This window comes from Bacillus sp. FSL M8-0077, assembly GCF_038050255.1.
GTDB classification, from domain to species: domain Bacteria; phylum Bacillota; class Bacilli; order Bacillales; family Bacillaceae; genus Bacillus; species Bacillus altitudinis.
This window is the reverse complement of the sequence record NZ_JBBPAF010000001.1, coordinates 3305424-3319723: the sequence shown is the minus strand read 5'-3', so window position 1 is coordinate 3319723 and position 14300 is coordinate 3305424. Positions and strand designations below refer to the sequence as shown.

Here is a 14300-nt window from a genome sequence, read left to right as displayed (position 1 = left end):
TCTTCAGGAGACACAATATCCGAAGGGAGGCGGTGCACGATGGTGAATGTGAGCAGACAAATCATTCTTTTGCTTTTTTTGAGTATTCTTTTTTGTGTCAGTCAGCCTGCTTCAGCAGGATCTTTGACACAAACACAAGTGAACATACGAAATAAGCCCTTTTCACCTTTTATCTTTGATCAATTTCAAGTAGATGTCCGTCCGGTTCAAGGAAAAAACCGTGATCTTCAATTTCGGGCATCTATTAGTCAGTCAGAGCAAATTTTGTCTGCAAACTTGTACTATAAACAGAGTGATGAACTGGGATATCGATTGGTCCCAATGGAACGGTTGCCGGGGATGAAACCAGAATTTACAGCGAAAATCCCGACAGATCAATTGTGGAATCCAACAGTTCATTACTATACAGAATTCCTGACGCAGAAGTCTGTCATCAAAACAACTGAACAAGCAGTTCACTTAAACGGATTTGAAGAGGATCTCTCACAAATTCCTGATCTATTGATGACAGAAATCGTCGTGAATTCAAAAAACCGCAAAGGCAAGGATGCTTTTGAATTCATCGAGGTGTATAACACAACACATGCACCCATTTCACTTCGACATTACCAGCTTCGCTATCGCAATCCAGCACAAGGCGTGGAGATGGATGATATATATTCATTCCACACAAGTCCTATCACCATTTCTCCTGGAAAACCGTACGTATTTTGGCTTAGAAAAAAAGGGCAGGAGCATTTAACGGTAGCGGACTTTAATGCGATGTACAAAAGTCATTTAAAAGAGGGCGAGCATCTATCGGTCATTGAGAGTAAAGGATTGTCCAATTCTAAATCTCGTCTTGTTTCTATCACAACAAATATAGGAGAAGAGGTATCGTCGGCATCCTATCGTTTAAAGCCTTCATTGTTTAGCGAGCACAGATCGTTACTGTTCAAGTATCCAATGGATGGTACGACACAAATGAAACTGATCTCGAAAGTGGAGGAAAAGCCAACACCTGGAAAAGTGTTAAAAGCACAAATTCCAACTGAAAAAAAAGAAATATCACAAGATGTTCATAAACCTGTGATCGAAGATATGACAGACAATCAACCGATAAAACCAACTGAAGGCATTGAAATGAAAGCAGATGTGCAGGATGATCAGTCCGTCAAAACGGTCAAATTGCGATATCGAACCAATCTTCATGAAGATTTTAAAGAGGTGCTACTTCAAAAGGATCATAATGATCGGCTGTTTCACTATATTATTTATTCACCTGAGCTTATCGGTAAAGATCGATTGGAATATCAGATTGAAGCGTCTGACGGCGAAAATCAAGCAATGACAATGAAAAAAACAATTGATGTGGAACAGGTAAGCAAAGCTCACGGACTACGATTGAATGTAGACGAAGGAGCTACGGTTTCCGGCGTATTTAACTTAAAAGCAACAGCAGATCAGAAAAAAAGCATACAATTAATGATAGATGGAAAACCGATTCGACAAGTATTTCCTGCACTTGAAGCAGATCCATATCTTACTTTTGATGTCAAAGGGACAAATTTATATTTTAAGAATGGTGTGTCGATAGGTAAGCACTTACTTTCCATTTTTGATGATTCGACAAAAGTGTATCGCACCTATACAATACCAATACCAGAAAAACACTTAGAAAAGGCAGGTCCACAAACGATATCATTCCATGCTGGGACGAAGTCATCTCCGTTTGACCGATTTCCTAGAGAAAATCACGATGATTTTGAATTGAAAAATGTCCAGATGATTTTATCGAATGGAACTCAAATTATGCCTCTAAATGCGGGCCGGCAAGAGGAATGGAAGATGGGCGATGGTGGCAGCGCTAAGAAGGTAAGAGCATTTCAGTTTCAAATCCCGAAGCAAGCATATGCTTCAAGCTATATTCAATGGGATACAAGAAGGCTGAAAGAAGGAGTACACTTTGTTCAGGCTAAAACCGCAGACGAATCTCAATCTGTACGTGTGAAAGTCGATAACACGGGTCCGAAAATCAAGAGTAATATACAGGCAAATGACCAATATAAAGGCGTCTTCACGTTAAAGGCAAAGGTGACGGATCGTTGGAGTGACATAGTGGAGATGAAGGCATATTTAGATGGAAAACGGATCTCTTTGCCTTATCAGACGTCCTCTAGCGAATTAGAACCTGGGGAGCACACATTGAAGGTAAAAGCAAAAGATGCCGCTGGAAACAAATCAACTTTGAAAAAGGTTTTTAAGACGGTACATGAACACCCTGAGACGCCAGAGAGAGTGTCAGATAGGACAAAAATGGAATCATCTAAGCAAACAGTGCTAACCAATGATCCTACTAATGATCAGTTAGATTACTCCTTTTATCGTGCCTATCAATATACATCGCTGCATCCGTCCATGAAGATTTTCAAATATGCAGCGGAAACAGAGCCGCCAAAACATTTAAATGAAACAGGGGAAATGATTTTTTCTGATCGAGAAAGAAATCGCATTGCATTTGCTGATGGTAAATCAGTGGAAACGAAAGATCTACAGCATTTTCCTTATCATCGCTTTCAAATCAAGGTTCATCACGATGTACGTGAAAAGGATGTTGTCGAAGCTGTATGGAAAGGAAGCTCATTATCAGGGAGAAAGGTAACGATGTACGCTTGGAATCATCAGCAAGAAAAGTGGGATAAAATCACTCATCACTTTGCCAAGGATGAAAAGGAATTTTACCTGAAAGGGCTGCTGTCAGTCAGACAGTATATGAAAAATCAAACATTTGATTTACTTGTACAAGATGAAATCAGTAAGACGTTAAAGCCTTATAAGATGGTGTGGATGTCTGATACTCAATATTATGCCAGAAGTTATCCTCATATCTTCAAAAAAATGGTCGAGTGGATCAGAGACCAAAGGGGCCCATTAAATATTCAATATGTGTTCCATACAGGTGATATTGTGGATGATTCAAAGGATAAGCAATGGAATCGTGCCGATACATTTATGCGTGTGTTAGATCAGCATCAGATTCCTTACGGTGTATTAGCTGGTAATCATGATGTCAGGCACAAAGACGGCCATTATAGGGAATATGGGAGATATTTTGGAGAGAAACGCTTTGAAGACAAGCCGTATTACGGTGAATCCTATCAAAACAATCGAGGTCATTATGATCTTATCTCTGCTGGTGGCAATGATTATATGATGGTGTATATGGGCTGGGGGATCAAGCAAAATGAGATTGACTGGTTAAATCGAGTCATTTCTGAACATCCAGATCGAATTGTCATTTTAAATTTCCATGAGTATTTGTTAGTAAGCGGCAATCGAAGTCCGATTGGAGATTTGATCTTCCATCAAGTGGTAAAGCGTCACCCGAATATTGTTGCAGTATTTAGCGGCCACTACCACGGAGCCAGCCGAAAAGTAGATGAGATTGACGATGATCATGATGGAAAAGCAGACAGGAAAGTATATCAAATCCTTGCAGATTACCAGTCAGGTCCTGAAGGCGGTCAAGGTTTTATGCGGCTGATCACTGCGGATCAAGAAAAAAATCAGCTTCATTTCACCACATACTCACCCTACTTGAATCAAGAACATTTCTATGATCCAAAAACGTATGGAGATCAAGATGAATTTTCAATTGATGTGGATTTGACACCTAAAATGAAATCCGTTAAAACCAATTATTTTGAATTGAATGTCTACACAAACGTTCTTCTTGGAGAAGTCAAAGGTGTGAAAAGTGGTAAAAAAGCAAGCTTTGAATGGAAAGGATTAAAGCCAAATCAAGAATATTATTGGTACACTGTCGCAAAAGACCGTTTCGAAGGGAAAGCGATTTCGCCTATATGGAAAATTCATACAAAAAATGATGATCAATCAACATTTCTTAGGAAATAAAAAAACTGTGCTTTCAGGAGCACAGTTCAGATTGTTGACAAAGGGCTAAAATGAACTTGATTTTAGCCCTTTGTCTTCTTTTCAGCGTGATAGAAAACCTTTGAAGTCTAGGAAGGACGAGTACCGGCGCGGAGCGAATTTGGCATTCGTGAGCACCGGCACGCAGGACTGACACCGAATGCGAGGGTTTGTCTACACGCTGAACTGTGCTTTCAGGAGCACAGTTTTATCTTTCCATTGTGTGAGTGAGTTTGTATCGATCCCCTCTATAAACGGACATGACATACTCGAATGGAAGGTCATTTTGAAAATAAGTTGTTCTTACAATGGAGAGGACAGGGTCCCCTGATGAAATAGACAGCAGGTCAACTTCTTCCTTTGAAGCAACATTGGCTTCAAGCTCCTGCTTGGCATGGGCAATGGTTAGACCTGTGTTCGTTTCTATATATTCATATAAAGATCCAGTTAAATGGTCCTTTGTGAGCTCGCCAGCAAATTTTTCAGGTATATAACTCGTTTCAATAGCCATTGGTTCATCGTTTGCAAGGCGGATTCGTTTTAATTCATAGACATCTTCACTGTTCGACAGCTGTAATGATTGCAGCAAATGCTCTGGGCATGCGACTTTTTTGAAATCAATCAACTGACTTGAAGCTTTGAGCCCACGTTGACGCATATCTTCTGTAAAGCTTGTTAAGCCTTGAAGCGGTTGTTCAAATTTCTTTCGGCTAACAAATGTTCCTTTTCCTTTTTGCCGGTATAAATATCCTTCGTTCACAAGGTTCGATAAGGCTTGTCTGACAGTCATTCGGCTAATACCAAAGCGTTCGGCATATTCTCTTTCAGAAGGAATGAGTGTATCAGGTGCTAACGTTCCATCCTCAATCTGCTTTTTCAAGTTCTCCATAATCTGATGGTACATGGGGATAGGTGACTGCTTATCAATAAACATGTGAAAATCCTCTCGTGTTTAGCGTAGTGAACCAGCTTCTCGATCAATAAAAATCGTCACATCTTCATGAAGTTTCAGAGCAGATGCAGGGAAGTCTGGGTGAATCTCTGTTCGTTCTAAATATTGTATCACGTCCGCTTTTGATTTTCCTGATGCGAGAAGGAGAATTTTTTTACTTGAAAGAATGCTTGCAATTCCCATTGTAATGGCATGTGTTGGGACTTCATCAATAGAAGAAAAGTATCTTGCATTGGCTTGGCGAGTGTGTTCATCTAATTGGACGACATGCGTCTTTGAGTCGAAGGGAGTACCAGGTTCATTAAACCCGATATGTCCATTTTGTCCGATGCCAAGTAGCTGAAGATCAATTCCCCCTAAATCTTCAATAAGCTGATCATACCTTAAGCACTCTTCTTTCAAGTGAGAAGCAGCACCATTGGGGAGGAAATATTGATCTGATGGGAGATCAATATGGTCGAATAAATGACGCTTCATGTAAGTCATATAACTATTTTCATGATTTGGATCAATTCCCACGTACTCATCCAGATTCACTGTTCTTGCTTGTTTGAAAGACAATTGTTCTGTTTGATGCAACTGAATTAACTCTTTATAAGTGTCAATTGGTGTACCGCCAGTTGCCAGACCGAGAACCGCATCTGTTTTTGATTCAATGGTACGTGCAATGAAAGCAGCTGCTGCTTTTCCTAATTGATCTTTATCTGCAAATTCGATGATGTTCATCAGTGTGTGGCCTCCTTTTTTTCATAAACGATTTGTCCATGGCAGATCGTCATCATGAGTTCGCCAGATTCATCCCAAATGACCAAGTCTGCCAGTTTTCCAACTTCGATCGAACCGAGCTGATGATCGATCCCGAGCTGAGTGGCTGCATTTGTTGAGGTCATTTGAGCAATTTCTGTCCATCCACATTGTGTGATCTGTCTCATACGTTTGACCCCATCTTTCATTTGTAAAATCGATCCTGCAAGTGTTCCATCTGCTAGCAATGCTTTTTCACCGCTGACTGTCACAGTCTGTCCGCCAAATTCGTAGGTTCCCTCTCCAAGTCCTTTTGCACGCATTGAGTCTGTAATCATGATCAAACGTTCACTTCCCTTTGCCAAATACGCAAGCTTTACGGAAAGAGGATGTGAATGAATGCCATCTGTAATCAGCTCAGTTAAAAGCTTTTCGTTTGTAAGCGCAGCCCCTGCAACATTTGGCTCACGATGCTGAAATGAACTCATCGCATTATAAAGATGCGTGACATGACGCGCACCGTGCTTTGCTGCTAGTTCAATCATGTCATGAGGAGCATTTGTATGTCCAATAGAAGGGATGATGTTTTTTTCTTTTAACAGGGAAAGAAATGCAAAATCATCATCTTCCTCAGGTGCAAAAGTGACAATTTGAATCAGCTGATCAGATGCACTCAGCCACTTCTCAAAAAGAGGAAGGTTAGCCTGTGTAATCCATTGAGCAGGCTGTGCCCCAGCTTTATCTTTAGAAATAAAAGGACCTTCTAGATGAATGCCTAAACATTGTGCCTGACTTCCTGTCTGCTTTTCATTATAGGGTCTCCACTGTGCGACATTTTTAAGTGCTTGCTCAATCTCTTGATGGTTTTGTGTAATGGTTGTTGCTAAAAAGCTTGTCGTTCCTTCTGCGGGTAAGTGATCAGCAAGTGTATTCATGGCTTCTGGTGTCGCATCCATCATATCTGCACCATATCCCCCATGGATGTGAATATCAATCATTCCGGGGAGTAAATAAAAGTTTTCCCGGGAAATATATACTTTTTCATAATTTCCTGTCGGCGGTGATGTTGAAATATAGTCGATCTTGCCATCGCGTAAACCGACAAAACCATTTTTAATGATTTCTGTCTTTGTCACAATATGAATATTGGAGAGCAATAATGAACTGCTCATGTTTGTGCCCCCTTATTCTCGTCGTTTCATTTAGTTTACCTTTTTTAAGTATAGTTGTCTATACCAGTAAAAGTGATGAAACAGATCAGGATAAAATACTGTTTTGGGTTCATCATTGAAAGTGATAAAATAGAGCTGTATTTCTGAAACGCCTGTGATAAAAGGAGGAAGAAGCGTGCCGAAAGTTCGTACGAAGGACATAATGGAACAATTTCATCTTGAACTGGTAAGTGGGGAAGAAGGGATTAATCGTCCCATTACAATCAGTGATCTTTCCAGACCAGGTATTGAAATGGCTGGATATTTTACATATTACCCAAAAGAAAGAGTTCAACTTTTAGGGAAGACAGAGCTTTCTTTTTTTGAACAGCTCCCAGAACGCGAACGAAAGCAGAGAATGATGTCTCTTTGTACAGATATTACCCCTGCTGTCATTTTGTCACGAGATCGTGAAGTGCCAAAGGAATTGATCGAAGCTTCAAATGAAAATGGAGTGCCGGTTTTACGCTCAAGCTTAAAAACGACAAGACTTTCGAGTCGATTGACGAACTTTTTAGAAAGCAAGCTTGCACCAACGACTGCGATTCATGGTGTACTCGTAGACGTATATGGTGTAGGTGTGCTGTTAATTGGAAAAAGTGGCGTAGGAAAAAGTGAAACGGCTTTAGAATTAGTGAAAAGAGGACACAGGCTGGTTGCTGACGATTGCGTAGAAATCCGGCAAGAGGATCAGGATACGTTAGTTGGAAGCGCACCAGAGCTGATTGAGCACCTTTTAGAAATCCGCGGATTAGGCATTATTAATGTGATGACCTTATTTGGAGCGGGCGCTGTCAGAAGCTATAAGAGAATTACGATTGTCATGAACCTTGAGCTTTGGGAACAAGGCAAACAGTATGACCGTTTAGGGCTTGAGGAAGAAAAAATGCGGATCATCGATACAGATGTACCAAAGCTGACCATTCCTGTACGTCCGGGACGAAATTTAGCGGTCATCATCGAGGTAGCTGCAATGAACTTCAGGTTGAAACGAATGGGACATAATGCAGCAGAACAATTTACAAGTAAACTTGCCGATGTCATTGAAGACAATGGCCAGGATGAATAGGAGCTGTCTATATGAATGAAGCAATTCAACCAATTGATCCGATTGCTTTTCAGCTCGGACCTATTTCGGTTCATTGGTATGGTGTGATTATTGGGGTCGGAGCCCTGCTTGGACTCTGGCTCGCATTAAGGGAGTGTGAAAAAAGAGGCATCAATAAAGATATGTTTATTGATCTCATCTTATTTGCCATTCCTATCGCCATTATTTGTGCACGAATTTATTATGTATCTTTTGAGTGGGATTATTATCAGCAACACCCAAATGAAATCATCAAGATTTGGAATGGCGGAATTGCCATACATGGCGGACTGATAGGGGCGGTGCTGACAGCGATTGTCTTTACTAAAGTGAGAAAGGTGTCCTTTTGGAAAATCGCCGATGTCGCAGCGCCTAGTATTTTACTAGGGCAAGCCATCGGGCGCTGGGGGAACTTTATTAATCAGGAAGCGCATGGTGAGGCTGTTTCAAGAGCCTTTTTAGAAAATTTGCACCTACCTGAGTTTATTATTAATCAGATGTACATTGACGGGACCTACTATCACCCTACGTTCTTATATGAATCATTATGGAATATCGCAGGCGTTTTGATCTTAATCTTATTACGTAGAACATCATTGCGTCGAGGGGAAATGTTCTTGTCGTATTTAATCTGGTATTCAATCGGTCGTTTCTTCATTGAAGGAATGAGAACAGACAGCTTAATGCTGACCGAGCATCTTCGAATTGCACAGATGATTTCAATTGCCATATTTGCAGTGGCTGTTTTGCTGATTGTGTTTAGAAGAATCAAGGGATATGCATCTATACCGTATAAAGAGAACAACTCATCAAATTAAGCAAGGGGGATAAGAGATGGGGGAGACATGGAAAAACGGCTTGAAAGCAGGGTTATCGACAACTTGGACACTTGGAAAAGTCATTTTTCCGGTTACCATTCTCGTTAGTATCTTGCAGCATACACCTGTGATGGATTGGATGATACAATTCATCCGTCCTTTTATGGGCCTGTTTGGTCTTTCAGGGGAAGCGGCCATTCCGCTTGTTTTAGGAAATATGCTGAACTTGTATGCGGGTATTGCAGCCATCTTGACATTAGAGCTGCCTGTGAAGGAAGTGTTCATTTTAGCGGTCATGCTCTCCTTTTGTCACAACTTGATCATCGAATCAACAGTGGCGGCGAAGGTTGGGCTGCGGGTGTCTGTCATTTTGCTGGTCAGAATCAGTCTTGCCGTCGTGTCAGCAATTGTCATTCACCTCGTTTGGCAGGGAGGCGAGGAGCCGGCGCAATATGGTTTGCTGACAGCTGCTCAGTCGGCTGATGTGCCTTCTAGCTGGTATATGATCGTACTTCTTGCTTTACAGAAAGCTGTTCTTGGTGTGCTGCAGCTGGCTTGTATTGTCATTCCTCTCATGATCATCATTCAATTCATGAGAGACTTAGGGTGGCTCCATACGCTGTCTAAGTGGCTGTCTCCTTTTACGAGAATGCTTGGAATGAAAGAAAATACGTCTATGACGATGGTGGCTGGTTTAACCATTGGTCTTGCCTACGGGGCAGGTGTCATGATGAAGGCAGTGGAAGAGGATGGTGTCAGCAAAAAGGATTTAACCCTTGCTTTCATTTTCCTTGTGGCGTGCCATGCGGTGGTCGAAGATACACTGATTTTCATTCCATTAGGTATTCCAGTCTGGCCGCTTCTTCTTATTCGCCTTATTTCTGCTATTTTATTGACAGCTGCCATCAGCTATATTTGGCGGAGGCGGGAACATGCAGCTGTTAGAAAGGAAGCTATATGAACCAATCAACTATTAACACAGTGCTATTTGATTTAGATGGCACATTAATCAATACAAATGAATTAATTATTGCTTCATTTCAGCATACGCTTGATCATTATTACCCTGGTCAATACAGCCGAGAGAATATCCTTCATTTCATTGGTCCATCATTATTTGATACATTCTCTGCAATGGATCCGAATCTGACAAATGATATGATCCAGATGTATCGAACGTTTAATCATGAACAGCATGATCTGCTTGTGACGGAGTATGAGACGGTGTTAGACACGTTGAAAATTCTTCAGGATCAGGGATTTAAGCTCGGAATTGTGACAACAAAAATCCGTGATACGGTCTTAATGGGATTAAAGCTGACTGGATTGGAGCCATTTTTTGAGGTCATTGTCACACTTGATGATGTACAAAATGAAAAGCCGCATCCAGAACCAGTTCAACTGGCATTATCCAAGCTCGGCAGCGATCCGCATGAGGCGATCATGGTTGGTGATAATTATCACGACATTTTATCTGGTCAAGCGGCAGGGACGAAAACAGCAGGTGTTGCTTGGTCTATTAAGGGAGAAGAAGCCCTGTTAAAGCATCGCCCAGATTATATGCTGCAGAAAATGAGTGATCTCTTGGCGATTGTTGGAGCTGATTAAGTTGAGAAAAACAGATCGTTATCCTGTCAAAGGGGTCAATTCGCTTAGACAAGTCTATCGGACGGTCCCCTTTCTCAAGGTTGTGAAAAACTTTATCTTTATTCAACTGGCGCGTTATACGCCTTTTATGGGAATGAAAAATTGGATTTATCGCACCTTCCTTCGGATGAAAGTCGGGGAGGATACGGCGTTTGCTTTAATGGTGATGGTCGATCTCATGTTTCCTGAGAAAATCACTGTCGGTCGAAATAGTGTGATTGGTTATAACACGACCATTTTGTCCCATGAGTATTTGATTAAAGAGTATAGGCTTGGGGAAGTCTATATTGGTGATGAAGTCTTAATTGGGGCAAATTCAACGATTCTACCTGGAGTGACAATTGGTGATGGTGCGATTGTTTCGGCGGGAACTCTTGTGAACAAAGATGTTCCGGCAGGCTCCTTTGTTGGAGGTAACCCAATGCGGATGATTTATACGAAAGAGGAAATCGAAGCACGTCAATCTATGTCTGCTGAGTAGCTCGGCAGACTTTTTTGTTGACATTGTAACATGGTGTAACTATAATGATTACAACAGAGGTGAGAAAACATGAAAATCAGCAGCAGATTTACTGTCGCTGTCCATATTCTGGCCTTGCTTTCACTTGAAAAAGGATCATTACAGACATCGGAGGATATCGCAGGAAGTGTCAATACAAATCCAGTGGTGATTCGCCGTATCATGAGTAAGCTCAAAAAAGCAGGCCTAATCTCAACGAGTCTTGGCAAAGGCGGTTCTCAATTGAATCGCAGTGAAGATGACATGACACTGCTCGATGTGTATAAGGCGGTTGAAGTTGTGGATGAGGGAGAGTTGTTTCAAATTCATGAAAGCCCAAATCCTGACTGTCCGATCGGTGCAAATATTCAAGCTGTATTAGAATTAATTTTGTGCCGTGCTCAAAGAGCGATGGAGCAAGTGCTTGCTGAGATCAAATTAAGTGAACTAACGCAGGTTTTAATCAAAAAAATTGGATGATCTATTCAATTTTTTTTACCTCTGTTGTAACTATCATGGTTACATCTTAAGTGATCAAAATAACAATATATTGTAGGAGGAATTTACATGAACATTGGAATCATTGGTGCAACAGGTAAAGCAGGACAACACATTTTAAAAGAAGCTCAATCGAGAGGGCACGAAGTAACGGCAATTGTTCGAGATGCACAAAAAGTGACTAATTCATCAGCAGCTGTTTTAGAAAAGGATGTTTTTCACTTAGAGGCAGGAGACGCCAAAGGTTTTGATGTGATCGTAAACGCATTTGGTGCGCCAGCAGGACAAGAGCACCTTCATGTAGAAGCAGGGAAAAAACTCATTCATCTCTTGAAAGAGACACCAGAAACGCGTTTAATCGTTGTGGGAGGTGCTGGAAGTTTATTTGTAGATGAGGCCAAAACAACTAGACTGATGGACACACCAGAGTTTCCAAAGGAATACTTTGCAACTGCTTCACAGCAAGGAGAGAACTTAAAAGATCTTCAAAAGACCGAAGGATTAAAATGGACATTTCTTAGTCCAGCTGCCTTCTTTGATCCGGCAGGCAAACGGACAGGTGCTTATGTGAAAGGTAAAGACCATGTCATTGTCAATTCAAAAGGTGACAGCTATGTGAGTTATGCTGACTACGCCATTGCCCTTGTCGATGAAATAGAACAGGCTGTCCATGTTGGTGAACGATTTACGGTTGTATCTGAAGCTGAATAAGAAAAGAACCCCCGCTAAATAGCGGGGGTTTATGCTTTAATGATAATCGCTTGGCTGCCCATCTGTTTCCAAGAATCCTCAAACTGTTCACGATCGACTTTTTGATTCTTTTCTCCGTATGGGTTATTTAAGTAGACGTGATCCTTATCATAGCCAGTAATGACGACGCTATGCATTTTAAAGCTGATATCTATTTTTCCATTTGGTGTACTCCATGTTTCAATGTTATTTGTTTTTGCGAAAGTTGATGTTGTAATAACCCAGACAGGATAGCCTTTTTCAAGTGATTGATAGATGGCCTTTTTGACTGGCTTACCAGTTAAGTCTACGGCTTGATTACCTGCATATTTTTTCGCAAGCTGATAAATGGGTTCGTGGTACACACCAAGGCCTGGCCCATTCTCCATATCGCCTACAAACCCGTCATGAGGGTCCCCTTTTAAGCCATTCTCATAATTGAGCGGGACACGCTTAATCTCGTTTGCCAATGCGTTTTTCGTTATTTTCTCATAGCCGCTGTAATGAAGAATCATGGCTAAGCTCGTGACTTCGCATCCGTTATAAAGCTTTGGTGCATCCATTTGATTAAAGAGGATGACGTCCATGGCTTTTTTATTTCCTTTTAAACTAGAATGTGTCGTTTCTGCCTTTTTCGTAGAACGTGTTTCTTCTGCTGCTAGTGCGGTATCATTTTCTTTTTCTTTGGCTTCTTGCGGCGATGTTGTTTTCTTGACTTGGTCGAATTGTGAAATGTAAATAAAGCCGAAATAAACAAGACATGCGCACAACAAAGTTAAGATTAATGTCTGGATGAATTTCACTGTAATCTCCTGTGTTATTCAATATTTTTAAGTATTATAGCATGTTCCTAAAGTAAAGAGATCAAAAAGGATCAGGTGTCATTTTAATGTAATATATGAACAAATGATTAAGGAAAAAAAGGGGAAAATAAAAATGATTGATTTAATCACTTTATTTTGTTAGCATATTATCATATTAGCGAACTAAAGGATTCGGAATTTTTTGTTTTAATGAGTTGGAGGTGCGGAAGAACATGTTCATGTTTGAAAAACCATATGGTATGAGAGATTCATTACCAGGATTGTATGAGACGAAGAAAAGAGTCAGGCATTCTTTAACAGAGGTCATGAATGGTTGGGGTTATCGTTTAATGGAAACGCCAACGCTTGAATTTTACGATACAGTCGGTGTTCAATCGGCGATTACAGATACGCAGCTGTTTAAGCTTCTTGATCAAAATGGTCAAACCCTTGTGCTTAGACCTGATATGACGGGACCGATTGCGAGAGTGGCGGCTTCAAAGCTTCACGAACAGGCGTATCCGCTTCGAGTCGGATATGCAGCCAATGTGTTTCGGGCACAGGAAAGAGAAGGCGGAAGACCTTCTGAATTTGAGCAGGTCGGTATTGAATTGATTGGTGATGGCTCGATTAGTGCAGATGCTGAAGTCATAGCGCTTGTCGTGTTTGCATTAAAAAATGCCGGACTTCAATCCTTCAAAATTGCGATCGGGCATGTGGCTTTGGCTGAGACCTTGTTTTTAGATGTACTAGGGAATACAGAGCGGGCGAATGTACTGCGCCGATTTTTATATGAAAAGAATTATGTGGGATACAGGCAGCATGTCAAACAATTGCCGCTCTCATCCATCGATAAAACAAGGCTGCTCCAGCTTTTGGAGCTGCGCGGCGGTCAAGAAGTGACCCAGCAGGCTGAAGAAATTGTGGTGTCACAAGAGGGCAAAGAAGTGCTGGCGGAGTTAAAGGCGCTGTGGGAGACACTTGAAGATTACGGCTGTACAGAATATATCCGTTTGGATTTAAGTATGGTCAGTCATATGAGCTACTATACTGGGATTTTGTTTGAAGTATTTGCAGACCATGTTGGGTCTGTGATCGGAAGTGGAGGAAGGTATGATCAATTGCTTGCTCACTTTAATGCACCCGCACCCGCTACAGGATTCGGACTTCGATTAGACCGTCTTCTTGAGGCGCTCGACGCAAAAGAAATAAGTGAGCCCCAAGAGGCTGTGATTTTTAGTAAAGAACAGCGGCTTGAAGCATTTGCTTTTGCAGAAAAAGAGCGGACAAAGGGCAAAAGGATTGTTCTCCAAGACTTAGCAGGTATTGAAAATATCGATGCCATGACCAAGGCGTTTGAGCAAGTGACTTATTTTATCGGCGCTAGAAAGGAGGAGTAA

The 14300-nt window shown here is 41.3% G+C and carries 13 protein-coding genes; 9 read left to right on the top strand and 4 right to left on the bottom strand.

All coding sequences use genetic code 11. The features are described from left to right. Nucleotides 1-39: 39 nt before the first annotated feature. Entirely contained in the window at nt 40-3894 is a 3855-nt protein-coding gene (locus tag NST57_RS17285; protein WP_341298949.1) for a metallophosphoesterase, read from the top strand. Nucleotides 3895-4120: 226 nt separating this feature from the next. On the opposite strand, the gene NST57_RS17280 is transcribed toward NST57_RS17285, so the two are convergent. The 3 genes from NST57_RS17280 to nagA are packed head-to-tail and all read right to left on the bottom strand — an operon-like array spanning nt 4121 to nt 6780. Continuing rightward, nucleotides 4121-4846 carry a GntR family transcriptional regulator gene (locus tag NST57_RS17280; RefSeq protein WP_341298948.1) on the bottom strand — a complete coding sequence of 242 codons (726 nt, stop codon included), beginning with the start codon at nt 4844-4846 and terminating at the stop codon, nt 4121-4123. An 18-nt stretch (nt 4847-4864) separates the two neighbouring features. Then, nucleotides 4865-5590 carry a glucosamine-6-phosphate deaminase gene (gene nagB, locus NST57_RS17275; protein ID WP_142156088.1) on the bottom strand — a complete coding sequence of 242 codons (726 nt, stop codon included), beginning with the start codon at nt 5588-5590 and terminating at the stop codon, nt 4865-4867. Beyond that, the gene (nagA, locus tag NST57_RS17270; protein WP_341298947.1) at nt 5590-6780 is read right to left on the bottom strand and encodes an N-acetylglucosamine-6-phosphate deacetylase; all 1191 of its coding nucleotides are present in this window, start codon (nt 6778-6780) and stop codon (nt 5590-5592) included. The genes nagB and nagA overlap by 1 nt, the downstream gene beginning before the upstream one ends. A gap of 175 nt (nt 6781-6955) precedes the next feature. On the opposite strand from nagA, the gene hprK reads away from it, so the two are divergent. The 7 genes from hprK (at nt 6956) to NST57_RS17235 (ending at nt 12079) form a co-directional block, all read left to right on the top strand. After that, nucleotides 6956-7888, top strand: a complete 933-nt coding sequence (gene hprK, locus NST57_RS17265; RefSeq protein WP_142156086.1) for an HPr(Ser) kinase/phosphatase — start codon at nt 6956-6958, stop codon at nt 7886-7888. An 11-nt stretch (nt 7889-7899) separates the two neighbouring features. After that, entirely contained in the window at nt 7900-8724 is an 825-nt protein-coding gene (lgt, locus tag NST57_RS17260; protein WP_035701537.1) for a prolipoprotein diacylglyceryl transferase, read from the top strand. A 16-nt stretch (nt 8725-8740) separates the two neighbouring features. After that, nucleotides 8741-9685 (top strand): nucleoside recognition domain-containing protein, encoded by a 945-nt coding sequence (locus tag NST57_RS17255; RefSeq protein ID WP_056702882.1) that lies wholly within the window; start codon nt 8741-8743, stop codon nt 9683-9685. Further along, complete coding sequence (gene ppaX / locus NST57_RS17250; protein WP_142156084.1) at nt 9682-10332, top strand: pyrophosphatase PpaX; 651 nt, start codon at nt 9682-9684, stop codon at nt 10330-10332. Before NST57_RS17255 ends, ppaX begins: the two co-directional genes overlap by 4 nt. A gap of 1 nt (nt 10333) precedes the next feature. Continuing rightward, on the top strand, nt 10334-10852 hold the full coding sequence (locus NST57_RS17245; RefSeq protein ID WP_142156083.1) for a DapH/DapD/GlmU-related protein: 519 nt from the start codon (nt 10334-10336) through the stop codon (nt 10850-10852). A gap of 69 nt (nt 10853-10921) precedes the next feature. Then, the gene (locus tag NST57_RS17240; protein WP_341298946.1) at nt 10922-11350 is read left to right on the top strand and encodes an Rrf2 family transcriptional regulator; all 429 of its coding nucleotides are present in this window, start codon (nt 10922-10924) and stop codon (nt 11348-11350) included. A gap of 87 nt (nt 11351-11437) precedes the next feature. Then, a complete protein-coding gene (locus NST57_RS17235; RefSeq protein WP_341298945.1) occupies nt 11438-12079 on the top strand; it encodes an NAD(P)-dependent oxidoreductase in 642 nt (213 codons plus the stop codon). Nucleotides 12080-12108: 29 nt separating this feature from the next. Here the strand turns inward: NST57_RS17235 and NST57_RS17230 are convergent, their stop codons facing one another. Continuing rightward, nucleotides 12109-12900 (bottom strand): C39 family peptidase, encoded by a 792-nt coding sequence (locus NST57_RS17230; protein WP_142156081.1) that lies wholly within the window; start codon nt 12898-12900, stop codon nt 12109-12111. 233 nt (nt 12901-13133) lie between these two features. On the opposite strand from NST57_RS17230, the gene NST57_RS17225 reads away from it, so the two are divergent. Next, the gene (locus tag NST57_RS17225; RefSeq protein WP_142156080.1) at nt 13134-14300 is read left to right on the top strand and encodes an ATP phosphoribosyltransferase regulatory subunit; all 1167 of its coding nucleotides are present in this window, start codon (nt 13134-13136) and stop codon (nt 14298-14300) included.

What these genes read in the sequence shown, in the direction of transcription:
- NST57_RS17255 (WP_056702882.1), top strand. Translation starts at nt 8,741, where the DNA reads ATGGGGGAGACATGGAAAAACGGCTTGAAAGCAGGGTTATCGACAACT.
- NST57_RS17235 (WP_341298945.1), top strand. Translation starts at nt 11,438, where the DNA reads ATGAACATTGGAATCATTGGTGCAACAGGTAAAGCAGGACAACACATT.
- nagA (WP_341298947.1), bottom strand. Translation starts at nt 6,780, where the DNA reads ATGAGCAGTTCATTATTGCTCTCCAATATTCATATTGTGACAAAGACA.
- nagB (WP_142156088.1), bottom strand. Translation starts at nt 5,590, where the DNA reads ATGAACATCATCGAATTTGCAGATAAAGATCAATTAGGAAAAGCAGCA.
- lgt (WP_035701537.1), top strand. Translation starts at nt 7,900, where the DNA reads ATGAATGAAGCAATTCAACCAATTGATCCGATTGCTTTTCAGCTCGGA.
- NST57_RS17280 (WP_341298948.1), bottom strand. Translation starts at nt 4,846, where the DNA reads ATGTTTATTGATAAGCAGTCACCTATCCCCATGTACCATCAGATTATG.
- NST57_RS17285 (WP_341298949.1), top strand. Translation starts at nt 40, where the DNA reads ATGGTGAATGTGAGCAGACAAATCATTCTTTTGCTTTTTTTGAGTATT.
- ppaX (WP_142156084.1), top strand. Translation starts at nt 9,682, where the DNA reads ATGAACCAATCAACTATTAACACAGTGCTATTTGATTTAGATGGCACA.
- NST57_RS17225 (WP_142156080.1), top strand. Translation starts at nt 13,134, where the DNA reads ATGTTCATGTTTGAAAAACCATATGGTATGAGAGATTCATTACCAGGA.
- NST57_RS17240 (WP_341298946.1), top strand. Translation starts at nt 10,922, where the DNA reads ATGAAAATCAGCAGCAGATTTACTGTCGCTGTCCATATTCTGGCCTTG.